We start from the raw sequence: 24,244 nt of genomic DNA, 5'->3' as shown, positions 1-24,244 counted from the left end.
TCCCATTAAATGTGTCGAGGTGTTCGACTCTTTCGATGCATCGATGTATCGGATACATTCGCGTATCGAACGGAGGTGCCGACATGGCGGTGGAGGACACGACCAGGCGCGTGACCAGGCGCCGGGTCCGCACGCGTGCCAATCTCCTGGAGGCGGCCTTCGCGGTGTTCGCCGCCAAGGGCTTCGGCAGGGTGTCGATCGAGGAGGTCTGCGAGGCCGCCGGATACAGCCGCGGCGCCTTCTACTCGAACTTCGCGAGCCTCGACGAACTCTTCTTCGCCCTCTACCAGCAGCGCGCCGACCTGATCGCGGACCAGGTCTCCGGCGCACTCGCCCTCGACGGACCCGGACTCGACGTACGGGCCGCCGTGGACCGCGTCACCGAGGTACTGCTCCTCGACCGGGACTGGCTCCTGGTGAAGACCGACTTCCTGGTGCACGCGGCCCGCGCGCCCGAAGTCGCCGAGACCCTGCTCGAACACCGGGCCCGGCTCAGGCGGGCCGTCGCCGACCGGCTGGCCCGCACCCGCGGGGACGCCGAACTGCCCGCCGTGCTGGGCGACATCGAGGGCGCCGCCCACGCCGTGGTCGCCGCCTACGACGGGGTCACCGTCCAACTCCTGCTGGACCGGGACGTCGACCGCGCCCGCGTCTGGCTCGGGCAACTGCTCACCGCGCTGCTCACCGACGGCAGCGACACCACCGTATGAGGGAAGGGACGGTCGCCATGGATGCCGACGTCATCGTCGTCGGAGCGGGGCTCGCGGGCCTGGTCGCCGCGCACGAACTCACCAGCCGCGGCAGAAGGGTCGCGCTGGTCGACCAGGAGAACGCCGCCAACCTCGGCGGACAGGCCTTCTGGTCCTTCGGCGGGCTCTTCCTCGTCGACTCGCCCGAACAGCGCCGCCTCGGCATCAAGGACTCCTTCGACCTCGCCTGGAGCGACTGGCAGGGCAGCGCGAAGTTCGACCGCGTCGAGGACGAGGACTCCTGGGCGGTGCGCTGGGCGCGCGCCTACGTCGAGTTCGCGGCGGGGGAGAAGCGGTCCTGGCTGGCGGGGCACGGGATCACGTTCCTGCCCACCGTCGGCTGGGCCGAGCGCGGTGATCTCACCGCCCACGGGCACGGCAACTCCGTGCCCCGCTTCCACGTCGCCTGGGGCACCGGCACCGGCGTGGTCGAACCCTTCGTCAAGTACGCCAAGCAGGCCGCGCGCGACGGACTGCTGACCTTCTACCACCGCCACCAGGTCGACGAGCTGGTGATCGAGGACGGCACCGCGCGGGGCGTGCGCGGGACCGTGCTCGCCGAGGACAACTCCGCGCGCGGTGTCGCCTCCAGCCGCGACCGCCTCGGCGACTTCGAACTCACCGCCCAGGCCGTCGTCGTCACCTCGGGCGGCATCGGCGGCAACCACGACATCGTCCGCCGCTACTGGCCCGAGCGGCTCGGCAACCCGCCCAACGAGATGGTCACCGGGGTGCCCGCCTACGTGGACGGCCGGATGCTCGACATCAGCGCCGGCGCGGGTGTCCGCCTGGTCAACCGCGACCGCATGTGGCACTACACCGAGGGCATCCAGAACTGGGACCCGATCTGGCCCGGCCACGGCATCCGTATCCTGCCCGGCCCGTCCTCCATGTGGTTCGACGCCCTCGGCCGCAGGCTGCCCGAGCCGTGCCTGCCCGGCTACGACACCCTCGGCACCCTCGAGCACCTGCGCACCACCGAGGACATCGCGGAGCACGACCACTCCTGGTTCATCCTCACCCAGAAGATCATCGAGAAGGAGTTCGCGCTCTCGGGCTCCGAGCAGAACCCCGACATCACCGCCAAGGACCGCGCGGGCTTCCTCAAGGAGCGCATCCTCGGCAAGGGTGCGCCGGGGCCGGTCGACGCCTTCCTGCGCAAGGGCGCGGACTTCGTGACCGCCCCGAACCTGGAGCAGCTGGTCGAGAAGATGAACGGCCTGACGGACAAGGCCCTGCTGGACGCCGCCTCGATCCGCCGCCAGATCGAGGCCCGCGACCTCCAGATCGCCAACTCCTACAGCAAGGACGCCCAGGTGCAGGGCATCCGCAACGCCCGCCGCTACATCGGCGACCGCCTCGGCCGGGTCGCCACCCCGCACCGCATCCTCGACCCGGCGGCGGGCCCGCTGATCGGCGTCAAGCTGCACATCCTGACGCGCAAGACCCTCGGCGGCATCCAGACCGACCTCGACTCCCGCGCCCTGGGCACCGACGGCAAGCCCCTGGCGGGCCTGTACGCGGCGGGCGAGGTGGCCGGCTTCGGCGGTGGCGGTGTCCACGGCTACAACGCCCTGGAGGGCACCTTCCTCGGCGGCTGCCTCTTCTCGGGACGCGCGGCGGGGCGGGCGGCGGCGAAGCAGGTTGGTTAGGGCCGTGCGGACCGGGACGGATCGGTCGGTGCCGGGTGGCCGGTGGGCCGCGCTGGGCTCCGAGGTCCGGCGCCGGCACGGGCCGGGGCGCAGGCGCGGGGCGGTGGTGGCTGCTTCTTGGAGGGGCGTGGGGCGGGGCGGGCGGCGGCGAAGCAGGACGGATCGGTCGGTGCCGGGGGGCGGTGGGCCGCGCTGGGCCCCGAGGTTCGGCGTCGGCGCGGGGCCGGGGGCGCAGGCGCGGGGCGGTGGTGGCTGCTTCTTGTGGGGGCGTGGGGCGGGGCGGGCGGCGGCGAAGCAGGTTGGTTAGGGCCGTGCGGACCGGGACGGATCGGTCGGTGCCGGGTGGCCGGTGGGCCGCGGCGGGCTCCGAGGTCCGGCGCCGGCACGGGCCGGGGCGCAGGCGCGGGGCGGTGGCGGTCGGGTCCGACGCGGCGCCGGTCGGTGGGCCGGACCCTGAGACGCCGGCCCGGTCCGGCGGGTGGGCCCTATGCCTCCAGCAGCCGCACCAGCACGGTGGCGTGGCTCTGTTCCGGCGTCTTCGACGCGGTCAGCAGGGTCACGTCACCCTTGGCCGCCAACTCCCGGACCCGGTCGAGCAGTCCGGCCGCCTCGGGATCGGCCAGCTCCGCCTCGTAGCGCTCGGCGAACTCCTCGTAGGAGCCCTCGCCCGCGTGGTACCAGCGGCGCAGCTCGGCCGACGGGGTCAGGGCCTTCGGCCACTCGTCGACGCGGGCCGCGTCCTTGGACAGACCGCGCGGCCACAGCCGGTCGACCAGGACACGGACACCGTCCCCGGGCTCGGGGGGTTCGTAGACACGGCGGACGCGAACGCTCACGGGCGGCCTCTCCACAAAAGGGTCATTGCGTCGGGAGCGTACTGCTCACACCGGCGCGACTTGACCTGCTCAAGGGTGAGTTGCGGCCGAGGGGGCCTTTAGTGTGAAGCAGTTGACCACCCCCCGACCTGTAGGAGCGCACGTGCCGAAGGCCGCCAGACGCACCTTCGTCCTCGTCACCACCCCCCTCGCCCTCGCGGCACTGCTCGGCGCCGCAGCGCCCGGACCGACGGGCTCGTCCGGTGTCGGCGACCCCTACTTCCCGCTCGCCGGCAACGGCGGATACCACGTCGAGCACTACGACCTGACGCTCGGTTACGACACCGCGAGCCGTCACCTCGACGGCAAGGCCGTCCTGACCGCCCGCGCCACGCAGCGGCTGACCCGCTTCGACCTCGACTTCAAGGGTCTGACGGTCACCGGCCTGACGGTCGGTCACGCCAAGGCCGGGTTCCGTCGCGACGGACAGGAACTCGTCGTCACCCCGCAGCGCGCCCTGCGCAAGGGGGAACGATTCACCGTCACCGTGACCTACAAGGGCAGGCCCGGCCCCGTCACCGACCCCGACGGCTCGCTCGACGGCTGGATCCCCACCGACGACGGCGCCTTCGTGGCCGGGGAACCGCAGGGCGCGATGACCTGGTTCCCGGCGAACAACCACCCCACCGACAAGTCGTCGTACGACTTCACGATCACCGTCCCCAGCGGGCGCACCGCGGTCGCCAACGGCGTCCTGCTCTCCCAGCGGACCGCCCACGGCAGGACCACCTTCCGCTGGCGCCAGAGCGAGCCCATGGCCGCCTACCTGGCCACCGCGACCGTCGGGAAGTTCAAGGTGGAGCACTTCACCACCAAGAACGGTATCCGCGTCTACAACGCCGTCGACGCGCGCGAGGCGGCCGCCGCGGCGCCCGTCCTCAAGAAGCTGCCCTCCGTCCTGGAGTGGGAGAGCAAGCTGTTCGGGCCCTACCCGTTCCGTGCCGCCGGATCGATCGTGGACCACGCCCCGAACGTCGGCTACGCGCTGGAGACCCAGTCCCGTCCGGTCTACGACCGCGCACCCGACCTGAGCACCCTCGTCCACGAGAACGCCCACCAGTGGTTCGGCGACTCCGTCTCGCTGACCTCCTGGAAGGACATCTGGCTCAACGAGGGCTTCGCGACCTACGCGGAGTGGCTCTACTCCGAGCAGCACGGCGGCGACAGCGCGCAGAAGAGCTTCGACGAGCTCTACGCGAAGCCCGCGAGCGACGACCTGTGGGAGTTCCCGCCCGGCAACCCCGGCAGCGGTGCCAACATCTTCGGCACCCCCGTCTACGCCCGTGGCGCGATGACCCTGCACGCCCTGCGCAAGGCCGTCGGCGACCGGGCGTTCTTCCTGGTCCTGCGCGCCTGGGCATCCGGGCACCGCTACGGCCACGGCACCACCGCGCAGTTCGAGCGCCTCGCGGAACGGGTGTCGGGGCAGGACCTGGACGGTCTGTTCCGGACCTGGCTGGACACGCCGGGAAAGCCGAACCAGCCCTAGAACCTGACGAGTTCCTCAAAAGTGTCGGCCAGAGTCGCATCATGATCACACGCAGAACCCACGTCACCCTGCTCGCCGCGTCCCTGCTCCTCACGGGATGCGGCGGCGGTGCCGTGGCCGGGACCCAGAGCGCACCCATGCCGTCCCGGGAGCCCGCAAGGACCGCCCCCTCGCCGGAGATCTCCGTCGAGGTCGCCCCCCAGCAGATACCCGGGCTCGGCCCGAGGACGTGGGCGAGCATTCCGGCCGGCACCCGGCAGGCCGTCGTGGTCACCGGGCGGGGCCGCGACTCGCCGATGTCGACCGTGGTGCTCTACGAGCGCACGGAGGCCGGCTGGCGGGCCGGCGCGAGCTGGCCCGCGCACAACGCCCTCAAGGGCTGGAGCAACCACCACATGGCCGGCGACCTGCGCTCACCCATCGGCGTGTACACCCTCACGGACGCCGGAGGACTGCTGAAGAACCCCGGCACCAGGCTGCCGTACGACCACGGTTACGGTTTCACCTCACCCGGCACCGGCTTCGAGGGCGAACCGCTGGCCGGGTCCTTCGACTATGTGATCGCCATCAACTACAACCGGAAGCCCGGCACTTCACCGCTGGACTGGACCCGGCCGCTCGGCGCGGGCCGCGGCGGCGGGATATGGCTGCACGTCGACCACGGAGGGCCCACCCATGGCTGTGTGAGCATCGCGGAGAAGCACATGGAGGAGCTGCTCCGCACCCTGGACCCGCGTCTGCATCCCGTCGTCGTCATGGGCGACGCCAAGTCCCTGAACCGCTGAGCGCTTAGGATCCGCCGGGTGTGCGCACATGTGCTGGTCGCCGAGGACGACGAGATGCAGGCCGAACTGATACGGCGGTCCCTGCTCGCGGAGGGCCACACCGCCACCGTGGTCCACGACGGGCGGGCCGCCCTGGACGCGGCCCGGCGGGTCGCTCCCGACCTGGTCGTGCTGGACCTGATGCTGCCGGTGATCGACGGTTTCGGGGTGTGCCGGCTGCTGCGCCGCGACGCGGACATCCCCGTCGTGATGCTCACCGCACGGTCAGGCGAGGACGACGTCCTGCTGGGCCTGGAACTGGGCGCCGACGACTACATGACCAAGCCGTACAGCCCACGGGAGTTGATGGCCCGCATCCGGACCGTCCTCAGGCGCAGCGGACGGGGTGCCGTACCCGACCGGCAGCAGGATCCCGTCGTCCGGGCCGGAGACCTCGCCGTCGATCCCGTCCGGCATGAAGTGCGGTGCGAGGGGGCGCCCGTGGAGTGCACCCCGGCCGAGTTCGAGATCCTGCTGGCCATGGTCGCCGAGCCCGAACGGGTCTTCTCGCGGCGGCAGTTGCTGGAGGTCACCCGGGGCACCGACCGGGCCTCCACCGAGCGGGCGGTGGACGTGCACATCATGAACCTGCGCCGCAAGATCGAGGCCGACCCGCGCCGCCCGGCACGGCTGCTGACGGTGTTCGGGGTGGGCTACAAGCTCAGCGGCGGCCGCGGATGAGCGCGCGGATACCCCTGCACAAGCGGCTGCTGGTCCGCCTGCTGATCACGTCCGGGCTCATCGCCGTGTGCTCGGTGGCCGCGACGGCCTGGCTGGCCGTGGCGACCACCACCCAGGCCCTGCGCGAGGAGCAGGGGCAGGCACTCGCCGACGACATGGACGTCCTCGCCGAGCTCAGCGGCTACGCGTCGACCCATCCGGACTGGTCCCAAGTGGCGCATACCGTGAGGGAGTTGTCGGCCAAGACCGGTCGCCGTATCGCTCTGACCGGCGTGGACCGGCGGATCATCGCCGACTCCGCGCCCCCCGGCACCTCCCTGCCACCCAGCGCGGCCGCCGCTGTCGACCCGCTGCACACCGACACCTACAGCGAGCGCGGTGCCCAGGTCCCCGGCATCGACCCGCGAGCGGTGGGCCCGTACCGGCTCACCGGGGCGGAACGCGCCAAGGTCGACGCGCTGGCCCACAAACGGCAGCTCTGCTTCGACAAGTTCGGTGTGGAGACCCGCCTCAGCCGTACGCCCAGCGGGCGGACCCTCCTCACCGACCCGGACACCGGCTCCGCGCCCCGCTATGTGCCGGACGCCTGCGCCGACGGACGGCTCAACACCCCCACGCCGACGGAGGACAAGGCGGTGAAGGAGGCGAGGCAGCTCGCCCGCGTCTGCCTGACCAAGGCCGGTCTCAACCCCGGGCGGGCCGTGCTGCTGGGCGGCGAACCGACCGGCCTCGACGTACGCGACCCCCTGTCCGGAAAACTCGTCGGCAAGGAGGCGCGCCTGGCCCAGCCCTGTCTCGACCAGGCCCGCCGCGCCCAGCTCGACCCCTATGTGGCGCCGGTGGCCGAACTCTTCCTGGGCACCGGGGACACCCCGGCGGTCCTGTTCGACATGTCCCCGGCCAACAAGGCCAAGGTCGTCGGCACCGCGGGTCTCGTGCTCGCCGTCACCGTCGCCGCGACGGCCCTGGTCGCCACCCGGCTGGTACGGCCGCTGCGGGCGCTCACGGCGGCGGCCCAGCAGCCGCCCGAACTCCATGTGCGCGTGCCCGTCACCACCCGGGACGAGACCGGCATCCTCGCCGTCGCCTTCAACGACCTGACCGAGCGCCGCGAGCGCCTCGAAGCCCAGCGCAAGGCGATGGTCAGCGACATCGCCCACGAACTGCGCAGCCCGCTCACCAACATCCGCGGCTGGCTGGAGGTCACCCGGGACGGCGTCGTCGACCCCGACCCGTCCCTGCTGTCCTCCCTGCACGAGGAGGCGCTGGTCCTCCAGCGCGTCATCGACGACCTCCAGGACCTCGCCGACGCCGACGCCGGCACCCTGCGGCTGCACCGCGAACCCGTCCGCTGCGACGAACTCCTCCAGCAGGTCACTGCGGCCCACCGGGTCGCCGCCGACGCCTCCCGGGTCGAGTTGCGCACCGACGTCGACGGTGAGCCCTGGCTGGACGCCGACCCGGTCCGCATGCGGCAGGCGCTCGGCAACCTGGTCTCCAACGCGCTGCGCCACACCCCGGCCGGCGGCACCGTCACCCTGTCGGTGCGCCGGGACGGCGACGACATCGTCCTGGAGGTCGCCGACACCGGCACCGGCATCGCGCCCGACGACCTGCCGCACGTCTTCGACCGGTTCTGGCGCGCCGAGAAGTCCCGCAGCCGTCGTACCGGCGGCTCGGGCCTCGGCCTGCCCATCGTCCGGCACCTGGTCGCGGCCCACGGCGGCACGGTCGCGGCGGCGAGCGAGCCCGGCAGCGGCAGCGTCTTCACCCTGCGGATGCCCGGGGGCCGGGACCCCCGGCCGGACGCCTGATTCCGTTCGTGGCCTGCGGGTACCCCGTAGACCCGCGAGAGGGAGAGGGAGGCCGGAACATGAGCGTGGCGGACGGGCTGCCGGTGGTGCGGACACTCGCCGAACTGGGAAGCCTGGCCGAACGACACGAGCGGCTCTACGTCCGCTGGTCCCGCGGCCCCGAGATCGACCTGGCCCGCGCGTCCAGCACCGACGAGCTCACCGGCCTGGCCCTGCCGGGACTGTCGGCGAACCCGCTCGACGTCGAGGAGTGGTGGCAGGGGCGCCCCGTCCAGCTGTGGGTCGCCCGGCGCCTGTACGACTACTCCCATCTGCCGCACGAGAAGGGCCCAGGGGTACGCCCCTGGGTCCTCCAGGGGCGTGAGCGGGGCCGGGGGCCGGACAACGAACCGCTCGTCGGGGACGTGCGGCCGATGTGCTGGATCGACCCCGGCGTGATCGACGAGGCGCGGGCCGCGGTGGACCGGGAGGAGAACCCCTGGGGGCCACTGCGCCGCACGGGCGGCCACTGAACGGGCCCGGTCAGCCGGACCCGTTCAGGCTCGCCCCTCAGCCGGACCTTCTCCGCGCGGCGGCCGCGCGGCGGGCCAGCGCACGGCGTTCCGTCTCGCTGGTGCCTCCCCAGACGCCGATGCCCTGCCCGGTGTCCAGGGCCCACTGCAGACACTGCCCCTGGACGGGGCAGCGCCGGCAGACCGACTTGGCCTGCTCCGCCTGCACCAGTGCGGGGCCGGTGTTGCCGATCGGGAAGAAGAGATCGGGGTCCTCGCGGCGGCACGCGGCATGGTCTCGCCAGTTGTCCATCAAAGTCACCTGCGATCTGGTCGTACGTGCCCTCGTGGATGCCTTACACGTTTTCGGGTCACCTGTCGATGCGCAGTGAAACAACCGGGTCCTGTGAGATGTGTCCGGTCACTGCTCGCGGATGCCCCACGGGGAGCCGTACGCGGTCAGCAGATCCAGGAAGGGGCGGGCCGGGAAGGCCTCAGGACCGAGGACGCCCGTGCCGGTCCAGGCGCCGCCGGCGAGGAGTTCGAGGGCGACGACCGGGTTCACGGCGGTCTGCCACACCACGGCCTGACAGCCGTACTCCGCCATGGACCACTGGTTGTCGACCACGTGGTAGAGGTACACCTCGCGCGGCGCCCCGTCCTTGACGCCCTTCACCCAGGTGCCCGCGCAGGTCTTGCCGTGCATCCGGTCGCCCAGCGTCGCCGGGTCGGGCAGACATGCGGCCACGACATCCCGGGGCGAGACGGCGACCGGCCCGGCGGGACTCGGCACGGTCACCGGCTCGGTGCGGTCAAGGCCCAGCCGGTGCAGCGTCTTCAGCGTCTCGACGAACTCGCGGCCCAGGCCGTACTTGAAGGTCACTCGGCGGGCGCCGACCTGGCGGGGCACGAGCAGCACCTCCTCGTGCTCCACGTTCACGCACTCGACCGGGCCGATGCCCTCGGGGAAGTCGAAGACCTCCGGCTCGCTGAAGGGCTCCGTCGTGAACCAGCCGCGGTCGGCCTCGTACACCACCGGCGGGTTGAGGCACTCCTCGATGGTGGTCCAGATGCTGAAGGAGGGCGCGAAGTCGTAGCCGTCGACGGTGAGGTTCGCACCGTCACGGACACCGATCTCCTCGATCTCGTCGAAGAGTTCGTCGGCCGCGTACCGGGCGAAGACGTCCGAGAGGCCGGGCTCCACGCCCATGCCGACCAGGGCCAGCGCTCCCGCCTTCTCCCACTCCTCGGCCTGGGCGAACTGCTCGTCGCCCAGCTTGACCCCGCACTCCTCGTACGGCCGCTCGGCATGCGGACGTGACAAGGACATCGCCATGTCGACATAGGCCGCCCCGGCCGAGCGCGCCGCCCGGAACAGGGGCATGACGAACCGTGGGTCGGTGGCGTTGAGCAGGACGTCGCAGGCGTGCCGCTCCAGCAGCGCGGTCACCGCCGACTCGTCGCTCGCGTCCACCCGTTCGGCAAGGAACCGGTCGCCCAGGTCGCCCAGGTCGCCCAGCGCGGCCACCGCGGCCTCGGCGCGGGCCGGGTCGTAGTCGGCGACGACCATCGTGTCGAAGAACGGCCGCCGGGCCGCGATCCGGGTGATCGCGGTGCCGACGCCCCCGGCGCCCACGAGCAGTACACGCATGACAAACACTCCCTTACGGGTCGAAGGCCGCAGATGTGCGGGGCCCTGGCGGAGATACAACGCCGTGCGCTCGTTTAAGGTCAATGGCGTTGGCATAAGGAGGCCTGCGATGCCGAAACCCGTGGTCCCCGAGGAGAAGCGCCGTCGGCGCAGGCCCACCAGGAGCGGGACCGTGCTCTCCGAGGAGCTGATCGTCGAGACGGCCCTGCGCATGCTCCGCGAGCACGGCAGCACCGGCCTCACCGCGCGCCGCCTGGGCCTGGCCCTCGACGCCGACCCGAGCACGCTCTACCGCTACTTCCGCGGCATGGACGACCTGACGCTGGCCATCGGCGACGCCCTGATGGGCCACGCGCTGGAGGGCTGGCGGCCGACGGGGGAGTGGCGAAGGGACCTGCGCGAGGTGGGCCTGCGCATCCACGCCGCCTACGTGGCCCACCCGCAGGCCGCTGTGCTGACGACCAGCAGGGTCACCGGCCGGGCCAACGAACTGGCCGCGGACGAGGCGGTCCTCGGCGTCCTGCGCACAGCGGGCTTCCCGCTGGCCGACACGGTCCGGATCTACCACGCCTTCATCGACCAGACGCTGGCGTTCGCGGCCCTGGACGCGGCGTCGCTGGCCCTGCCGAGCGCCGCACTGGACGCCGACGAGGACCAATGGCACTCGACGTACGCGCGCCTGCCCGCCGACCGCTATCCCCGCATCGCCGAGGCGGCACCCCTCCTGGCGGCCCGCATGGTCACCAGCGCCTACGAGACGGCCTTGGACATGCTCCTGGACAGCGCGGAGAAACAGCTCGGCGGCGCCGGCAGGTCATCGGAGGGTTTCTGACGCCGCCGCGGCCACCGCCTCCGCCACAGCGGCCAGCGCGGGTGAGTCCAGCTTCCACTGCTGCCAGTGCAACGGGACGTCGACCGGCCGGTCCGGCGCCAGGGCGATCAGACGTCCCGCACGCAGAAGGTCCACGGCCTGCACCTCCGGCACCATCCCCCACCCGAGCCCCAGTGCGACCGACTCCACGAACCCCTCCGACGTGGGCACCGCGTGCCGCACAGGGCTTGCCCCAGCACGTCCCAGCCCCCGCAGGAACCCGTCCTGGATGTCGTCACTCCGGTCGAAGGTCACCACCGGCGCCCCCGCGAGTCCGTCCGCGAGCGGCCCGCCGAGATACCGCTCGACGAACCCGGGACTCGCCGCCGCCAGATACCGCATCCGCCCCAGCAGCCGTACGGAACAGCCCGCGACGGCCTCCGCCGAGGACGTCACCGCCGCCATCACGACCCCCTCCCGCAGCAGCTCCGCCGTGCGCTTCTCGTCCTCGCGCCGGAGCTCGAAGCAGAGCCGCTCCCGCTGCGGGACCCGCGTGAGCGCCCCCAGGAACCAGGTCGCCAGGGAATCCGCGTTCACCGCGACCGAGACCCGCGTCACCTCCCCCTCGCCCGGCATGCCCAGCTCGGCGAGCGCGTCCCGCTCCAGGCGGGCCAGCTGCCGGGCGAACCGCACCACCACCTCGCCGGACTCGGTCGGCCGCACCGGCTTCGTGCGCACCAGCAGCACCCGCCCCGTGCGCTGCTCCAGCGCCTTCACGCGCTGGCTCACCGCAGAAGGCGTCACATGCAGAGCCGCCGCCGCGGCATCGAACGTGCCCTCGTCGACCACGGCGAGCAGAGTCCGCACCTGATCCAGCGGAAGCTCGGTCATCATCACGACAACTAATGATACGTAAGAATCTTTAGCTGTACGGGCAGTGATCGACTCCGTACCGTCGAAGCCATGCCAGCCTCTCTGTCCGCCGCCGCCGCAGGTTTCGGCACCGGCCTCTCGCTCATCGTCGCCATCGGCGCCCAGAACGCCTTCGTCCTGCGCCAGGGGATCCGCCGCGACGCGGTCCTGGCCGTCGTCGGCATCTGCGCCCTGTCCGACGCCGTCCTCATCGCCCTCGGCGTCGGCGGAGTCGGTGCCGTCGTGGTCGCCTGGCCGGGCGCGCTGAGCCTGGTCGGCTGGATCGGCGGCGGATTCCTGCTCTGCTACGGCGCCCTCGCCGCCCGCCGGGTCTTCCGCCCGGGGGAGTCGGGTCTGCGGGCCGAGGGCGAGGCGACGGGCTCCCGCAGGCGGGCGGTGCTGACCTGTCTGGCGATGACCTGGCTCAACCCGCACGTCTACCTGGACACCGTCTTCCTGCTGGGCTCGGTGGCCGCCGACCGCGGCCCGCTGCGCTGGACCTTCGGGCTCGGCGCCGTGCTCGCCAGCCTGTGCTGGTTCGCCGCGCTCGGCTTCGGTGCCCGGCTGCTCAGCCGGTTCCTCGCCAAGCCGACCGCCTGGCGGGTGCTCGACGGCCTGGTCGCCGCGACGATGATCGCCCTCGGCGCCGCGCTCGTGGCCGGAGCGTGAAGACTCGGGCGCACGGTCCACACCCTGAGACATCGCGTCCCGAACGCCTGACGATGCTGCGATAGTCGACCCTGGATCCGTTAGATGTAACGAGCAACCAGGAAGCGCGTGGACACCGGCGAGAGCAGCACCGAACCCCGGACACCGGCCGCGGACGAGGCGCCGCCACCCCGGCGCGGCCGGCGCCGCTGGGCGATGGACACCCGCCCGCTGGGCATCCCGGCCTACCGCCGGCTGTGGAGTTCGACCATCGTCACGGCCGTCGGCAGCCAGCTCACCGCGGTCGCGGTGCCCAAGCAGATCTACGACATCACCGGCTCCTCCGCCTGGGTCGGCGCCGCGAGCATGGCAGGACTGCTGCCGCTGATCGTGTTCGCGCTGTGGGGCGGCGCGGTCGCCGACAGCATGGACCGCCGCAAGCTGCTCCTGATCACCAACAGCGGTATCGCCGTCACCTCGGTCCTGTTCTGGCTCCACGCGGTCAGCGGGCTCGACTCGGTGGCGGCCCTCATGATCCTGCTCGCGGTCCAGCAGGCCTTCTGGGGTCTCAACTCCCCTGCCCGCAACGCCTCCATCGCCCGTCTGGTGCCCGAGGACCAGCTGCCCGCCGCCAACGCCCTCGGCTCGACGGTCATGCAGACCGGCCAGGTGATGGGCCCGCTGCTCGCGGGTGTGCTGATCCCGGTGATCGGCCTGCCAGAGCTGTATCTCATCGACGCCCTGGCGCTCTGCGTGACGGTGTGGGCCGTGTACCGGCTGCCCTCCCTGCCGCCGCCGGCGAGCGCGGTGGCGCGCCGGGCGGGCGTGCGCGAGATCGCCGAGGGCTTCCGGTACATCTCCGCGCACAAGGTGCTGCTGCTGTCCTTCCTCGCCGACATCATCGCCATGGTGTTCGGCATGCCCCGCGCCCTGTTCCCGCAGCTGGCCTCCGAGGCCTACGCCCCCTACGGCGAGGGACTCGCGCTGGGCCTGCTGTTCGCCGCGATCCCCATCGGCGCGGTGGTGGGCGGGCTGTTCTCGGGCACCTTCTCCCGGGCCCGCCGGCACGGCTGGATGGTCATCGGGGCGGTCGTCGCCTGGGGCGTGGCCATCACCGGGTTCGGGCTGAGCGGGAGTCTGTGGCTCGCCGTGGTGTTCCTGGCGGTGGCCGGGGTCGCCGACATGGTGTCGATGGTCTTCCGCGGGGCGATCCTGCTCTCCGCCGCCAGCGACGAGATGCGCGGCCGGATGCAGGGGGTCTTCACGGTGGTCGTAGCGGGCGGCCCGCGCCTCGCCGACGTCCTGCACGGCACCGCCGGCTCGGCCTTCGGTGCCCGCGCCGTGGTTGCCGGGGGTGGTCTTCTGGTCGTTGTCGTCATGCTGGCCTTGGCTTTCGCCGTGCCGGGGTTGCGCCGCTACCGGGTCTGAGGCCGGCCGTTCCTGCGGCGAGGTACGGCGTTGCCGGCTCGGTGTTCCGGGTCGGCGCCGCGGTTGCCGGGGGTGGTCTTCTGGTCGTCGTCGTCAAGTCGACCCCGGCTTTCGGGGTGCCGGCGCCGCGTCGCTGTCGAGCGTGAGGCCTGCAGGCCGTTTCTGCGGCGGGGCGTGGCACCGCCGGCTTGGCCTTCGCCGTGCCCGCGCTGCGCCGTCACCGCGTCTGAGACCTACAGGCCGCTCCTGCGGCGCGAACCGTACTGCTCCATCAGCTTGCCCCGGGTGGTCTCCAGCCGGTGGGCCAGGATCTCGGCCACGCTGCGGACCAGGATCATGCCGAGCTGCTGGTCCTCCTCGCACAGTCGCAGCACCGCCTGCGCGTCGAACTCGTGGGCCCGGACCGGGCTGAAGGCCTCCGCGCCGAAGTCCCACCGGTACGGCGGGAACAGCCACGACCAGCCGAGCAGGTCGCCGGAGCCGAGCGCGGCGACGGTGACCCGCTGATGGGTGGTGACCTCCTGGGTGAGCGAGACCGCCCCGGAGCGGATGACCCAGAAGCGGTCGGCCGTACCGCCCGCCTCGAAGATGTGGAAGTCCTCGGGGAAGGAGACTTCCTTGGCGAGCTTCATCAGGCTCTGGCGTTGCGGCTGCGGCAGTGCGGTCAGCAGTTTGATCGCTTTGGTCATGAGGCGTGGCTCCTCGCCGGCGATGGATTCCGGTGTTGTGCCTACGCCCATTTCAGCGGCTGCCGCCGTCCGGGGCACCTCGGCGGATGTGAGGATCTGCGCGGGGCATGAAAAAGCCCTGGCTGGACGGGGGAGGCCAGCCAGGGCAGTCATAGGTGGTGTCGGAGGACGGTGTGTCGACCCCGTCACCACGTATGGATGAACCGTAAACCATCCATGGCGATTTCGCGCAACCAAATCCGAGGTGCGTGACCGGTTTCACTGCGTGGGTGTGTTTACGACCCTGATCGTCTCCAGCTTCGGGTCGGCGGGATCGGGCAGATTCATGCCCGCGGCCAGCCCGGACCGCAGGTACTCCAGCACCGGCTTGGTCAGCAGCTCGCCGGGCAGCACGGCGGGGATCCCCGGCGGGTACGGCGTGATCATCTCGGCCGCGACCCGCCCGGCGGCATCGGCGACCGGGACGTTCTCGGCCGGCCCGAAGAACGCGTCCCGGGGCAGCGTGACCTGTTCCATGCGCAGCTCGGAGGGCGGCGGGACCTCCATCCGCGGGGCCGGGTCCAACCCGGGCGCGGCCCGGGCGAGATCCCTGAGCGCCGCGAGCAGCTCGCCGGTCGTCTCCTCGTCGTCGCCGTGGGTGATCTGCATCCCGATACGCCGGTGGTCGTTGAGATGGGCGTCGATGTGCCGGTGCCGGTGCAGCCAGTCCGCGGCCTGGAAGCCGCTGATCCCGAGTTCGGAAAGGTCGATGACGCCGGGCAGCGTGTCGAGATCGTCGGCCAGACCGGGCCCGCAGAAGTCGTCCCGGTCGTTGACATGCATTCCGTCGATCTCCTCGATCGCGGCATGGACGCGAGCCGCCAGGTCCAGCGCCCCGCCCATCAACTCCTTGCCCCGCAGCGCCATCTGCCGGCGCCAGCCGTCCAGGCCGGCGTACAGCAGCACCGAGGGGCTGGTGGTGCCCAGCAGGTCGGCGCGCATCTTCAGCAGGTCCGGCGGGACGAGATCGCCCCGCAGATGGAAGACGGAACCCTGTTCGAGGCCGCTGCCCATCTTGTGAATGCTGGTCACGCAGATGTCGGCGCCCGCGTCCATGGCCCACGACGGCAGGTCGGGATGGAAGGGAAGGTGCGCACCCCACGCCTCGTCCACGATCAGCGGGACCGAACGGCGGTGACAGACCTCGGCGATGTCCCCGAGCGCCGCGCAGGCGCCGTACGGGGTCGGGCTGGTGACCAGGGCGCCCTTCGCGTCGGGGTGGGCCTCGAAGGCCTGCTCGTACTCCGCGGCCGACGGCGGGTGCGCCAGGTGGCGCTCCGCGTCCCACCGCGGCTCGACCCAGACCGGCTCGATCCCGGACAGGATCAGACCGGACACCACCGACTTGTGCGCGTCCCGCCCGATCAGCAGCTTCTCGTGCGGTCCCGCCACGGCCAGCATGGCCGCCTTCACGGACAGGGAACTCCCGCACGTGGTGAAGAAGGTGTGGTCGGCGTGCACGGCGTCGGCCATCAGCTCCTCGGCCCGCTCCAGCACCCGTCCCCGGGTCAGCCGGTCGTCCAGACCGCCCGAGGCCAGCACATCCCCCAGGAAGACCGCGTCGCCCAGCGTCTCCCGCACCGCGGGATCGGCGCCACGGGCCTGTTTGTGTCCCGGCGGCGCGAAGGACAGCTGTCCCCTGCGGTGGTAGTCGGCCAGGGCTTCCAGAACCGGTGCTTGGGTGTGGTCGGCAGTCATTGCCTCCGGGTGCCCGGCCCGGACATGGATCAATCAGTACGGACCGGAGCCCCGGCGGCCAGGAGGCCGTACGGCACCGGGGTCAGCGACTGCCGGGCCTGAGCACCTCGTCCAGCACCCGGGTCACGGCCTCGTAGGCCAGGGTGCGTACGGCGGCGTCCTGGGCGGCAGCCGGATCGGAGGGCCGCAACTCCTCGCTCCGCGTCCGCCAGGACTGTTCCTCCTCCGCCGCACAAGCCCGGGCGCGCTGCAGCCGGCGCAGCAGTTCATCTGAGTCCACCACATCAGTCATGCGGTTCGCGTACCCCCGGAACGCGATCGAATGGCCGGGCATCCCGCCCGAATCGGGGAGGTTTGACCGGGCGGGGAAGGGTCAGCCGAAGAAGAGAGGTCCACGGAGAGCGCGCACCGTAACCGGCAGCCCCGCTGTCCGTGGGCCGGGCCGGGCCCGGCTTCTGCTTCTCCGACCTGAAAGCCAGTCGATCCATGATCAGGAGCCACGTCATGTGCGAGCAGCACAGGACCGAAGCCACCCCCGACCTCTCCATCCCACGTCGACGCGTTCGTTCCCGCCCGTGCAGGCCGGCCGAGGCACGCCAGGCGGTCGAGCGGGCCGTGTCCGAGCGGTGCCGCGCCACCCACACCCCGTGCGACGCGCAGGCACTGTCGGACGCGTTGCTCGTCGCCTCGGAGCTGACCACCAACGCCATCCTGCACGGCGGCGGCGTCACCGACTTCCACGTCACCGTGGAGGGCCGGGGTGTGTGCGTCTCGGTCAGCGACCGCAGCGCCGCACTGCCGGTCACCAAGGAGCCCGTCGACCCGAACGGCAGGTGGCGGCCCGGCGGCCACGGCTGGCCGATCGTCTGCCGGCTGGCCCGCGACGTCCGCGTGACCGACCTGCCCTCGGGCGGCAAGCGCATCACCGCCGTGGTGCCACTGAGCTGATCCGACGCCCCTGGGGAAACCGCCGGAAACGGAGTTTCGACAGCGGAGTTTGGGCCCCATACAGCAGGGCAGACGCAGTTTCGTGCTTCGGACCGGAGGCGCGCCAGCGGGAGCGGTATGGCTGCTGCGGGCCACCCTTCGGCGGCCCCGGCGTCGTTCCTCCCGCGGTCAGACCCTGAACCCGTTCTTCAGGAGCGAATCCGCATGCTCACCGACACGTCGACCAGCCGTCCCACCACCCAGGACCGTCCCACCACCTCTGGCAGGCGGCGGCACGACGACGCCCCCGACACCATGGCCCAATTCGCCCGGCTCGCCGGGCTGGAGGAAGGCCCCGAACGCGACGCCCTGCGCGACGAACTCGTCACCGCCTGGCTCCCCATGGCCCACCGCATCGCGGGCCGGTTCCGCGACCGCGGCGAGTCCCTCGAGGACCTGCGCCAGGTCGCCGCCCTCGGGCTCGTGAAGGCCATCGACCGGTTCGAACCGGAACGAGGAGCCTTCGAGAGCTACGCCGTGCCCACCATCACCGGCGAGGTCAAGCGCCACTTCCGCGACCGCATGTGGGCCCTGCGGGTGCCCCGCCGCGTGCAGGAACTGCGCAACAAGGTGCGGGTGGCCCGGCGCGAACTCACCCAGAACCCCGGTGCCCCCGAACCGACGCCCGCCGACCTCGCCGCCCACACCGGCCTCACCGAGGAAGAGGTCACCACCGGACTGGAAGCCCTCGAAAGCTTCAGCACCCTGTCCCTGGACGCCGAACTCTCGGCCGGCGACGACGGCTACAGCCTCGCCGACACCCTCGGCGGCCCGGACACCTCCTACGACGTCGTGGTCGACCGCGAGTCCGCCAAGGAAGGCCTGCGCAAGCTGCCCGAACGCGAGCGCGCCATCCTCTACATGCGTTTCTTCGAGGACATGACCCAGAGCCGTATCGCCGACCAGCTCGGCATCTCGCAGATGCACGTCTCCCGCCTCATCAGCCGCAGCTGCGCACGCGTGCGTGACGAGGCACTGGCCGACCGGGCCAGGCGGCAGGCCGACGGACCGGCCGAGGCCTAGAGAGCACGAGGAGGCAGCCGGATGCTGATACCCGATCGCACCTTCTTGCGGCGGCTCGTCGAGGAGTACGAGGCGCTGCGGGCCGAGGAGGCCGCGAGGACGGCCGAACCGAGTCCGCGCGCCCGGGACCTCGCCTACACGCTCTGCGTATCCACCGGCACGCGGGACGTGCGGCTGGCCCTGGAGACGGCTCACCGCCTGCTCGCGGCCATACCCGAACGCGCCCGGCTGGCCGACTGACCGTATTCCAAGGGACCGCCCGCCAGGGCGGTCCGGACTTCAGGGAGTCGACATGACCACGAGCTCCACGGCCGGTACCGGCCGGATGGAGGCCGGACGCGCGGCACGCGGCTCCGTCATGGAGGGCGCCGCCCGTGCGGGCTTCACCGCCCGCGGGGTGATCTACCTGCTGGTCGGTGTACTGGCGCTGCAGATCGCCTTCGGCGACGGCAAGCGCCAGGCCGACCGCGGCGGCGCCCTCGCCGCCCTCGCCGACAAGCCGTTCGGTTCCGTCGTCCTGTGGGCGCTGGGCATCGGGCTCGTCGGCATGGCCCTGTGGCGGCTGTCCGAGGTCGTCTTCGGCGCGGTCGGCCCCGACGGCGGCAAGGCCACGAAGCGGCTGCTGTCGGCGGCCCGCTGCGTCTTCTACGCGTTCGTCGCCTACTCGGTTCTCTCCTTCGCCGTCGGCTCCGGCAGCGGCGGATCCAGCGACAAGCAGTCCAAGGACGTCACCGCGCGGATCCTGGAGTGGCCGGGCGGCCAGTGGCTGGTGGGTGTCGCGGGCGTCGGCGTCGCGGTGGCCGGTGTGTGGATCGCCGCCCAGGCGCTGCGCAGGTCCTTCCACGACAAGCTCAAGCTCGGCGCGATGAGCCCGCGGGTCAGGAAACTGGTCGACGTGACGGGGGTCGGCGGCGGAGTGGCGCGGGGTGTGGTGTTCACCGCGGCCGGCGCGTTCGCCGTCAGCGCGGCGGTCGACTACGAGCCCGACAAGGCGAAGGGCCTCGACGACACGCTGCGTTCCTTCGCCGGCACCCCGCTCGGGCCGTGGCTGCTCGTCCTGGTCGCCGTCGGGCTGGTGCTGTTCGGGGTGTTCTCGTTCGCGATGGCCCGCTGGCGGCGGGTCTGAGCGGCGGCACACGGGGAACCCGGGGTACATGAACGAACCCGAGCTTCCGCCCGACGGTAGGCCCGTGGACGTCTACCTGGACCTTCTGCGCGTCCGCATGGCCTCGAACGACTACGAGTTGCTGCTCAGTGTGGTCCGGCCGGTCCTGCGGGCCATCGAGGAACATCAGTTGCCCGCGCTCGACTTCGCGCTGGAGGACAGTCAGCAGGACGGGCTGCCCCAGGAGATCCGCGACGAGGCCGCCCTGGTCATCGCCACCGCGGTGACCGGCCGCATGGACAACCAGGTGATCGAACTCCATGTCGATGACAGCCCCAGCCCGATCCGGGTGGTCACCGACGCGGACACGGCCTCCGACCCGGTCCGCCTCGGTGAGATCGCCGACTACATCCGCGAACGCCGGCGGCTCGACGACGAGCTGCGCGGCATCGCCGAGGTGAGCGGTCTGCCCACGGACCTGTGACGAGAAGAACCGCGCCCTAGCGCTTGGGCGCCGCGACCGGCACGTCCAGCGGCCGGGCCAGGCCCACCAGGGTCTCGTCCAGCCGCTGGACGTGCCGCAGTACGCGGTCGGTGACCCGGCCGAAGCGCGGGACGCCGGGCGTCTCGGACTCCAGGAGCGACGCGATGCTCGGCCCCGTCTCCACCCGGGCGGTGGAGCGCTCGTCGGCGACGTGCGCGGCGATGGCCGCGATGTTGTCCCCGATGCGCCGGCCGGCCCGGCGCAGCCGGGGATCCGCCGCGATCGAGGGGTGCGTGGGCAGCAGTTCGGCCGTGGCCGCCAGCGACCGCGCGTGGTACGCGCACGTCTCGAGGAGCGCCACCACATAGCGGGCCGTGTCGCGCCGGGCCCGCAGCGGCGTGATCGGGTGGGTGAGCGGCTGGGTGGCCGCCCGCAGATCGGCCAGCGCCTGGTCCAGGTCGCGCGCCTGGTCGAGCAGGTCGACGGGGGTACCGCCGCTGAGCTGGTCCACGGCGGCCTCGGTGACCTCGTCGAGCCGTTCCAGAACGGTGACGAGCAGGTCGTTGGTACGGCGGTCCGTGCGCACCGGAAGGACGAACGCCGCCGCGATGACCCCGCAGGCCGCGCCGAGCGCGGTCTCCTCCACACGCAGCACCAGCACCGAGAGGCTGTAGGTGTGCAGCAGCGTGTAGAGCAGGCCCAGCGCCGCGGTGACGAAGAACGACATCAGGGTGTAGGAGAGCGGCGCGGTGTAGAACATCGCGAACACCAGCACCAGCACCAGGGCGAACGCCGTCCAGGTGTGCTGCCCGACGGCCCCGGCCAGCACGATCCCTGCGAGCACGCCGAGGACCGTCCCGACCAGCCGGCGGTAGCCCTTGACCAGGATCTCGCCGGTGGACGCGGTGTTGATGAAGACGATCCAGCAGGTGAGCACCGCCCAGTACCAGCGCTGGCTGGACAGGAACTCGCCGCCGACGATGGCGAGCGAGGACCCCACGGCGACCTGCACCGCGGCCCGGGTCGTGGGCCGCCCGAGCCCGGTGGGTTCCTCCTGCGTCCCGTCGTCCTCCTCGCGGGCGTCCAGGACGGCGTCCTCGGCGTCCAGCTCCTCGCGCGAGCGGGCCGTCGCGGGGGAGTCGTCCGACTCGTCCTGCGGGCCGTCCAGCGCGATCCTGAGGCCCAGGACCGCGCGGGCGGCCTCGCCGACGCCCCGGAACACGTCCTGGACGGCGGGCGGCGCGGGCGGCAGGTTCTCCTCCTCGCGGTAGCCGAGGAGCCGGTTGCGGATCTGGGACAGGGCGGTGCCCGACCTGGCGGCCGCCGGCCGCAGCACCAGCTGCCGCAGTGCCTCCAGATCGCGGCGCACCCTGGCCATCGCCTCGTCCCGGCCGGGCATGCGGCCGGCCCGGGGGGCGGGCGCGCCCGGCAGATGCAGGGTGAGGGTGTCCGCGCGCTCGGCGCTGCGAGCAGACAGCAACAGCAGACCCAGCCGCTCGGCGGCGATCTCGGCGTCCGCGACACGCCGCTGCACGAGCCGCGCCGCGGCCTCGTCGGACGTTCCCTCCGCCAGCCGCCCCTGGATCATCAGCGCCGTCTCGTGCAGCCGCGCGGTGCCCTCGCGTACGTCCTTCAGCGCCTCGTCGATCTCCTCGGGCCCGGCGTCCAGCAGCTCGAGCTGCGCGGACACCAGCTGGGCCAGCCGGGCCCTAAAGGCCTGCCGCAGGCGTTCGAGAAGGCCCGCGGGAGTCTCCGGTACCAGCAGGAAGCGGGCCGCCGCGCTGCACAGGAAGGCGACGCCGAGGACGCCGTACAGCTCGGGCAGGCCGGAGACGGTGGCGCCGACGAACAGGGACACGAAGTAGATCTGGAAGCCGATCAGGCCGAGCGCGGTGCCCCGGTCGCCGAAACGGCGGCTGTAGACGGCGCAGAAGATCAGCGCGACGAAGAAGAGGTCACCGGCCAGCACCCGGGAGCTCAGGAGCGCGCCCAGGGACAGGGAGGTCATGGCCACCGGGAGGCCCAGCGCCAGCGTCACGGCCTGCGGGGCGCGCTGCTTCTCCCGGATGGCGAAGGTGGCGACCATCGCCGCGATGGCGCCGGCCACCAGATGCCGGACATCGACCCCCACCAGACCGAGCACGGCAAGGGTGAGCGCGATCGCGCCCACCGTGCGCAGGCCCGCGGCCAGCCGCAGCAGCCCGGGGTCCGACGCCGCCACCCGATCGCGCAGCCTCGCTGTGTTCACTCCGCCGTTCCCACTCCCCGTCTCGCGTCATGATCCGTTTCCAGCATGGCACGGCGGGGTGGATCACTCGCTTCAGCCCTCCGCGAGGGTGTGGGCGACCAGCGCGTTGGCGTGGCCGTGCCCGAGCCCGTGCTCGGACTTCAGCCAGGCGACCAGCTCCATGTGCCGGGTCAGCGGCGAGGAGCGGACGAGCTCCTGCCACTCGGCGATCGGGCGGCCGTACTTCTTCTCGATGGAGGGGAAGTAGCTCGCGGGGCCCTTCACGGTCTCTGCCATGGCGGTGTCCTCTCGGAAAGCGCTGTGCCGTCCCTCCTACGACCGCCGACCGGCCGGAAACCGATCGGCGGCCCGGGAGTGACGTCCGCCACACCTACTGGTCCAGCTGCCGCGTTCCCTCGACCTGCGCCCTGACCTGTTCCGGCGTCAGGTACGCGTCGGTGTACTCGAAGTCCTTCAGCTTGGCGGGCTTGCGGGCCTGGAAGCCGGTACGGACGAAGTCGTCGCCCGCGATGGCGTTGAGCGTCCAGTTCGTCGCCACGCGGACCTTGGCGACGTTGGTGCGCAGCGCCATCCAGTGGTAGCCGCGGGCGGCGAACTGGGCGGGCAGGCCGCGCAGTTCGATGCCGAGCGGCTTGGAGACGGCGTCCGTGCCGCCGAGGTCGACGACGAGACCGAGGTCCCTGTGGACGTACGGCTTCAGCGCCTGGCCCCGCAGGGTCGCGATGACGTTGTCGGCGACCACCTTGCCCTGACGCATGGCGTGCTGCGCCGTGGGCGGGCAGATCGCGCTGTCGTCGTCCTTCGCCTTGTCGGGTACGGCGGCCGAGTCGCCGAGCGCGAAGACGCCGTCCTGGCCCGGCAGGGTCATCTCGGCGGTGACCGCGAGCCGTCCGCGAACCGTTTCCGCGCCGAGCGTGGCGATGAGCGGGCTCGCGACCACCCCGGCCGTCCAGATCAGGGTCCGGGTGGGGATCACCCGGCCGTCGGTGAAGGTGACCTCCTCGGGGCCCGAATTCTCGATGGAGACGCCCAACGACACGTCGATACCGCGCCGGCGCAGGATCTCCTGCGCGCTGCGTCCCAGCTTGTCGCCCAGCTCCGGCATCAGCTTCGGAGCGATGTCGATCAGATGCCACTTGATGAGCGACGGGTCGATGCGCGGGTAGCGCTTGACCGCCGCGTGGGTGAGCTTCTGCAGACAGGCGGCCGTCTCGGTACCGGCGTATCCGCCGCCGACGACCACGAACTGGAGCCGGGCCGCCCGCTCCGCCGGATCCTGGCTGGCGTCGGCGAGGTCGAGCTGCGAGATGACGTGGTCGCGGATGTAGGCGGCCTCGGCGAGCGTCTTCATGCCGAAGGCGTGCTCGGTGAGGCCGGGGATGTCGAAGGTGCGGGTGATGCTGCCGGGGGCCAGCACGATGTAGTCGTAGGGCTCGTTGACGATCTCGTCCGTGATGGTGCGGATCACGCAGACCTTGGACTTGAGATCCACGCCGATCGCGCCGCCCGGGATGATCCGGGTGCGGTACTTCCTGCTGCGGCGCAGGGAGACGGCGATCGACTGGGGCGTCAGCACGCCGGAGGCGACCTGGGGGAGCAGCGGCAGATAGAGCTGGTAGGCGAACGGCGTCACCAAGGTGACGTCGGCTTCGTCCGGGGAGAGTTTCCGCTCCAGCCGGCGAACGCATTCGACACCGGCGAAGCCGGCGCCAACCACCAGGATCCTGGGTCGTGTCACGGTGTTCATCCCTTTCTGCGGCTCCAGGCGGTTTGCCTCGAACGCCCTTCGTCTGCCCATGCGGAGGCGACGAATGCGTCGAGGACCACCATGCCCGCCCTGGCCTGAAAGTGCACCGGGAGAAAGGTGAAGGAGGTGCGCGGACCGGACCGGGGGAAACCGCTTGTGAGGGTGCCGGTCGCCGAATGTGTGTGCGGCAGAGGGGTAT

The 24,244-nt window shown here is 71.8% G+C and carries 25 protein-coding genes; 15 read left to right on the top strand and 10 right to left on the bottom strand.

All coding sequences use genetic code 11. The annotated features are described in order from the left end of the window. Positions 1-83 precede the first annotated feature (83 nt). A complete protein-coding gene (locus ACFYZ8_RS07810; RefSeq protein ID WP_359036778.1) occupies positions 84-710 on the top strand; it encodes a TetR/AcrR family transcriptional regulator in 627 nt (208 codons plus the stop codon). A 17-nt stretch (positions 711-727) separates the two neighbouring features. Then, positions 728-2,401 (top strand): FAD-binding dehydrogenase, encoded by a 1,674-nt coding sequence (locus ACFYZ8_RS07805; RefSeq protein ID WP_388531460.1) that lies wholly within the window; start codon positions 728-730, stop codon positions 2,399-2,401. Positions 2,402-2,886: 485 nt separating this feature from the next. On the opposite strand, the gene ACFYZ8_RS07800 is transcribed toward ACFYZ8_RS07805, so the two are convergent. Further along, positions 2,887-3,237, bottom strand: coding sequence for a DUF488 family protein (locus tag ACFYZ8_RS07800; RefSeq protein ID WP_359036774.1), 351 nt, complete (start codon positions 3,235-3,237; stop codon positions 2,887-2,889). A gap of 142 nt (positions 3,238-3,379) precedes the next feature. Between ACFYZ8_RS07800 and ACFYZ8_RS07795 the strand changes: the two genes are divergently transcribed. The 5 genes from ACFYZ8_RS07795 to ACFYZ8_RS07775 are packed head-to-tail and all read left to right on the top strand — an operon-like array spanning position 3,380 to position 8,596. After that, positions 3,380-4,765: a M1 family metallopeptidase gene (locus ACFYZ8_RS07795; protein WP_388531462.1), complete on the top strand. Its 1,386-nt coding sequence runs from the start codon at positions 3,380-3,382 to the stop codon at positions 4,763-4,765. Between the two features lie 41 nt (positions 4,766-4,806). Continuing rightward, positions 4,807-5,550, top strand: coding sequence for a L,D-transpeptidase family protein (locus ACFYZ8_RS07790; protein ID WP_388531463.1), 744 nt, complete (start codon positions 4,807-4,809; stop codon positions 5,548-5,550). Positions 5,551-5,568: 18 nt separating this feature from the next. Further along, positions 5,569-6,270, top strand: a complete 702-nt coding sequence (locus ACFYZ8_RS07785) for a response regulator (RefSeq protein ID WP_388531465.1) — start codon at positions 5,569-5,571, stop codon at positions 6,268-6,270. Further along, a complete protein-coding gene (locus ACFYZ8_RS07780) occupies positions 6,267-8,084 on the top strand; it encodes a sensor histidine kinase (RefSeq protein ID WP_388531466.1) in 1,818 nt (605 codons plus the stop codon). Before ACFYZ8_RS07785 ends, ACFYZ8_RS07780 begins: the two co-directional genes overlap by 4 nt. Before the next feature lie 59 nt (positions 8,085-8,143). Continuing rightward, the gene (locus ACFYZ8_RS07775; RefSeq protein WP_359036764.1) at positions 8,144-8,596 is read left to right on the top strand and encodes a DUF6098 family protein; all 453 of its coding nucleotides are present in this window, start codon (positions 8,144-8,146) and stop codon (positions 8,594-8,596) included. 37 nt (positions 8,597-8,633) lie between these two features. Here ACFYZ8_RS07775 and ACFYZ8_RS07770 read toward each other — a convergent pair whose 3' ends face one another. Further along, positions 8,634-8,888 (bottom strand): WhiB family transcriptional regulator, encoded by a 255-nt coding sequence (locus ACFYZ8_RS07770; protein ID WP_359036762.1) that lies wholly within the window; start codon positions 8,886-8,888, stop codon positions 8,634-8,636. 108 nt (positions 8,889-8,996) lie between these two features. After that, the gene (locus tag ACFYZ8_RS07765; RefSeq protein ID WP_388531468.1) at positions 8,997-10,226 is read right to left on the bottom strand and encodes a saccharopine dehydrogenase family protein; all 1,230 of its coding nucleotides are present in this window, start codon (positions 10,224-10,226) and stop codon (positions 8,997-8,999) included. A gap of 109 nt (positions 10,227-10,335) precedes the next feature. Between ACFYZ8_RS07765 and ACFYZ8_RS07760 the strand changes: the two genes are divergently transcribed. Continuing rightward, positions 10,336-11,058 (top strand): TetR/AcrR family transcriptional regulator, encoded by a 723-nt coding sequence (locus ACFYZ8_RS07760; RefSeq protein WP_388531470.1) that lies wholly within the window; start codon positions 10,336-10,338, stop codon positions 11,056-11,058. Here ACFYZ8_RS07760 and ACFYZ8_RS07755 read toward each other — a convergent pair. Further along, positions 11,041-11,931, bottom strand: a complete 891-nt coding sequence (locus ACFYZ8_RS07755; protein WP_388532118.1) for a LysR family transcriptional regulator ArgP — start codon at positions 11,929-11,931, stop codon at positions 11,041-11,043. The genes ACFYZ8_RS07760 and ACFYZ8_RS07755 overlap by 18 nt on opposite strands. 69 nt (positions 11,932-12,000) lie before the next feature. On the opposite strand from ACFYZ8_RS07755, the gene ACFYZ8_RS07750 reads away from it, so the two are divergent. Together ACFYZ8_RS07750 and ACFYZ8_RS07745 are read left to right on the top strand one after the other, a co-directional pair. Then, positions 12,001-12,618 carry a LysE/ArgO family amino acid transporter gene (locus tag ACFYZ8_RS07750; protein ID WP_359036755.1) on the top strand — a complete coding sequence of 206 codons (618 nt, stop codon included), beginning with the start codon at positions 12,001-12,003 and terminating at the stop codon, positions 12,616-12,618. A 108-nt stretch (positions 12,619-12,726) separates the two neighbouring features. Continuing rightward, entirely contained in the window at positions 12,727-14,025 is a 1,299-nt protein-coding gene (locus tag ACFYZ8_RS07745) for an MFS transporter (RefSeq protein ID WP_388531472.1), read from the top strand. 233 nt (positions 14,026-14,258) lie between these two features. Here ACFYZ8_RS07745 and ACFYZ8_RS07740 read toward each other — a convergent pair whose 3' ends face one another. From ACFYZ8_RS07740 to ACFYZ8_RS07730, 3 genes are all read right to left on the bottom strand, one after another. Beyond that, positions 14,259-14,714, bottom strand: a complete 456-nt coding sequence (locus tag ACFYZ8_RS07740; RefSeq protein WP_359036751.1) for a cyclic nucleotide-binding domain-containing protein — start codon at positions 14,712-14,714, stop codon at positions 14,259-14,261. A gap of 258 nt (positions 14,715-14,972) precedes the next feature. Next, positions 14,973-16,451, bottom strand: coding sequence for an aminotransferase class I/II-fold pyridoxal phosphate-dependent enzyme (locus ACFYZ8_RS07735; RefSeq protein ID WP_388531474.1), 1,479 nt, complete (start codon positions 16,449-16,451; stop codon positions 14,973-14,975). Between the two features lie 82 nt (positions 16,452-16,533). Then, entirely contained in the window at positions 16,534-16,743 is a 210-nt protein-coding gene (locus tag ACFYZ8_RS07730) for a hypothetical protein (protein ID WP_359036747.1), read from the bottom strand. Between the two features lie 212 nt (positions 16,744-16,955). Here ACFYZ8_RS07730 and ACFYZ8_RS07725 point away from each other — a divergent pair, with 212 nt between their 5' ends. The 5 genes from ACFYZ8_RS07725 to ACFYZ8_RS07705 all read left to right on the top strand — a co-directional run bounded on the left by ACFYZ8_RS07725 (position 16,956) and on the right by ACFYZ8_RS07705 (position 20,050). After that, positions 16,956-17,399 carry an ATP-binding protein gene (locus tag ACFYZ8_RS07725; protein ID WP_359036745.1) on the top strand — a complete coding sequence of 148 codons (444 nt, stop codon included), beginning with the start codon at positions 16,956-16,958 and terminating at the stop codon, positions 17,397-17,399. Between the two features lie 204 nt (positions 17,400-17,603). After that, positions 17,604-18,461 carry a SigB/SigF/SigG family RNA polymerase sigma factor gene (locus ACFYZ8_RS07720; protein ID WP_359036743.1) on the top strand — a complete coding sequence of 286 codons (858 nt, stop codon included), beginning with the start codon at positions 17,604-17,606 and terminating at the stop codon, positions 18,459-18,461. 21 nt (positions 18,462-18,482) lie between these two features. After that, positions 18,483-18,701: a DUF5133 domain-containing protein gene (locus ACFYZ8_RS07715; RefSeq protein WP_359036741.1), complete on the top strand. Its 219-nt coding sequence runs from the start codon at positions 18,483-18,485 to the stop codon at positions 18,699-18,701. Between the two features lie 52 nt (positions 18,702-18,753). Continuing rightward, a complete protein-coding gene (locus ACFYZ8_RS07710) occupies positions 18,754-19,587 on the top strand; it encodes a DUF1206 domain-containing protein (RefSeq protein WP_359036739.1) in 834 nt (277 codons plus the stop codon). Between the two features lie 28 nt (positions 19,588-19,615). After that, the gene (locus tag ACFYZ8_RS07705; RefSeq protein ID WP_359036737.1) at positions 19,616-20,050 is read left to right on the top strand and encodes a hypothetical protein; all 435 of its coding nucleotides are present in this window, start codon (positions 19,616-19,618) and stop codon (positions 20,048-20,050) included. Positions 20,051-20,066: 16 nt separating this feature from the next. On the opposite strand, the gene ACFYZ8_RS07700 is transcribed toward ACFYZ8_RS07705, so the two are convergent. The 3 genes from ACFYZ8_RS07700 to ACFYZ8_RS07690 all read right to left on the bottom strand — a co-directional run bounded on the left by ACFYZ8_RS07700 (position 20,067) and on the right by ACFYZ8_RS07690 (position 24,045). Beyond that, positions 20,067-22,298 (bottom strand): FUSC family protein, encoded by a 2,232-nt coding sequence (locus tag ACFYZ8_RS07700; RefSeq protein WP_388531477.1) that lies wholly within the window; start codon positions 22,296-22,298, stop codon positions 20,067-20,069. Positions 22,299-22,370: 72 nt separating this feature from the next. Beyond that, complete coding sequence (locus ACFYZ8_RS07695) at positions 22,371-22,574, bottom strand: DUF4287 domain-containing protein (RefSeq protein ID WP_359036733.1); 204 nt, start codon at positions 22,572-22,574, stop codon at positions 22,371-22,373. Between the two features lie 94 nt (positions 22,575-22,668). Next, positions 22,669-24,045: an NAD(P)/FAD-dependent oxidoreductase gene (locus tag ACFYZ8_RS07690; protein WP_388531479.1), complete on the bottom strand. Its 1,377-nt coding sequence runs from the start codon at positions 24,043-24,045 to the stop codon at positions 22,669-22,671. Positions 24,046-24,244 lie beyond the last annotated feature (199 nt).

Source organism: Streptomyces sp. NPDC001668, from assembly GCF_042893155.1.
Classification (GTDB): domain Bacteria; phylum Actinomycetota; class Actinomycetes; order Streptomycetales; family Streptomycetaceae; genus Streptomyces.
The sequence above is the reverse complement of the archived record's forward strand: the minus strand, read 5'-3'. Positions and strand labels throughout refer to the sequence as shown.

What these genes read in the sequence shown, in the direction of transcription:
- ACFYZ8_RS07810 (WP_359036778.1), top strand. Translation starts at nt 84, where the DNA reads ATGGCGGTGGAGGACACGACCAGGCGCGTGACCAGGCGCCGGGTCCGC.
- ACFYZ8_RS07805 (WP_388531460.1), top strand. Translation starts at nt 728, where the DNA reads ATGGATGCCGACGTCATCGTCGTCGGAGCGGGGCTCGCGGGCCTGGTC.
- ACFYZ8_RS07790 (WP_388531463.1), top strand. Translation starts at nt 4,807, where the DNA reads ATGATCACACGCAGAACCCACGTCACCCTGCTCGCCGCGTCCCTGCTC.
- ACFYZ8_RS07780 (WP_388531466.1), top strand. Translation starts at nt 6,267, where the DNA reads ATGAGCGCGCGGATACCCCTGCACAAGCGGCTGCTGGTCCGCCTGCTG.
- ACFYZ8_RS07775 (WP_359036764.1), top strand. Translation starts at nt 8,144, where the DNA reads ATGAGCGTGGCGGACGGGCTGCCGGTGGTGCGGACACTCGCCGAACTG.
- ACFYZ8_RS07770 (WP_359036762.1), bottom strand. Translation starts at nt 8,888, where the DNA reads ATGGACAACTGGCGAGACCATGCCGCGTGCCGCCGCGAGGACCCCGAT.
- ACFYZ8_RS07765 (WP_388531468.1), bottom strand. Translation starts at nt 10,226, where the DNA reads ATGCGTGTACTGCTCGTGGGCGCCGGGGGCGTCGGCACCGCGATCACC.
- ACFYZ8_RS07760 (WP_388531470.1), top strand. Translation starts at nt 10,336, where the DNA reads ATGCCGAAACCCGTGGTCCCCGAGGAGAAGCGCCGTCGGCGCAGGCCC.
- ACFYZ8_RS07755 (WP_388532118.1), bottom strand. Translation starts at nt 11,931, where the DNA reads ATGATGACCGAGCTTCCGCTGGATCAGGTGCGGACTCTGCTCGCCGTG.
- ACFYZ8_RS07750 (WP_359036755.1), top strand. Translation starts at nt 12,001, where the DNA reads ATGCCAGCCTCTCTGTCCGCCGCCGCCGCAGGTTTCGGCACCGGCCTC.
- ACFYZ8_RS07740 (WP_359036751.1), bottom strand. Translation starts at nt 14,714, where the DNA reads ATGACCAAAGCGATCAAACTGCTGACCGCACTGCCGCAGCCGCAACGC.
- ACFYZ8_RS07735 (WP_388531474.1), bottom strand. Translation starts at nt 16,451, where the DNA reads ATGACTGCCGACCACACCCAAGCACCGGTTCTGGAAGCCCTGGCCGAC.
- ACFYZ8_RS07730 (WP_359036747.1), bottom strand. Translation starts at nt 16,743, where the DNA reads ATGACTGATGTGGTGGACTCAGATGAACTGCTGCGCCGGCTGCAGCGC.
- ACFYZ8_RS07725 (WP_359036745.1), top strand. Translation starts at nt 16,956, where the DNA reads ATGTGCGAGCAGCACAGGACCGAAGCCACCCCCGACCTCTCCATCCCA.
- ACFYZ8_RS07720 (WP_359036743.1), top strand. Translation starts at nt 17,604, where the DNA reads ATGCTCACCGACACGTCGACCAGCCGTCCCACCACCCAGGACCGTCCC.
- ACFYZ8_RS07715 (WP_359036741.1), top strand. Translation starts at nt 18,483, where the DNA reads ATGCTGATACCCGATCGCACCTTCTTGCGGCGGCTCGTCGAGGAGTAC.
- ACFYZ8_RS07710 (WP_359036739.1), top strand. Translation starts at nt 18,754, where the DNA reads ATGACCACGAGCTCCACGGCCGGTACCGGCCGGATGGAGGCCGGACGC.
- ACFYZ8_RS07705 (WP_359036737.1), top strand. Translation starts at nt 19,616, where the DNA reads ATGAACGAACCCGAGCTTCCGCCCGACGGTAGGCCCGTGGACGTCTAC.
- ACFYZ8_RS07695 (WP_359036733.1), bottom strand. Translation starts at nt 22,574, where the DNA reads ATGGCAGAGACCGTGAAGGGCCCCGCGAGCTACTTCCCCTCCATCGAG.
- ACFYZ8_RS07690 (WP_388531479.1), bottom strand. Translation starts at nt 24,045, where the DNA reads ATGAACACCGTGACACGACCCAGGATCCTGGTGGTTGGCGCCGGCTTC.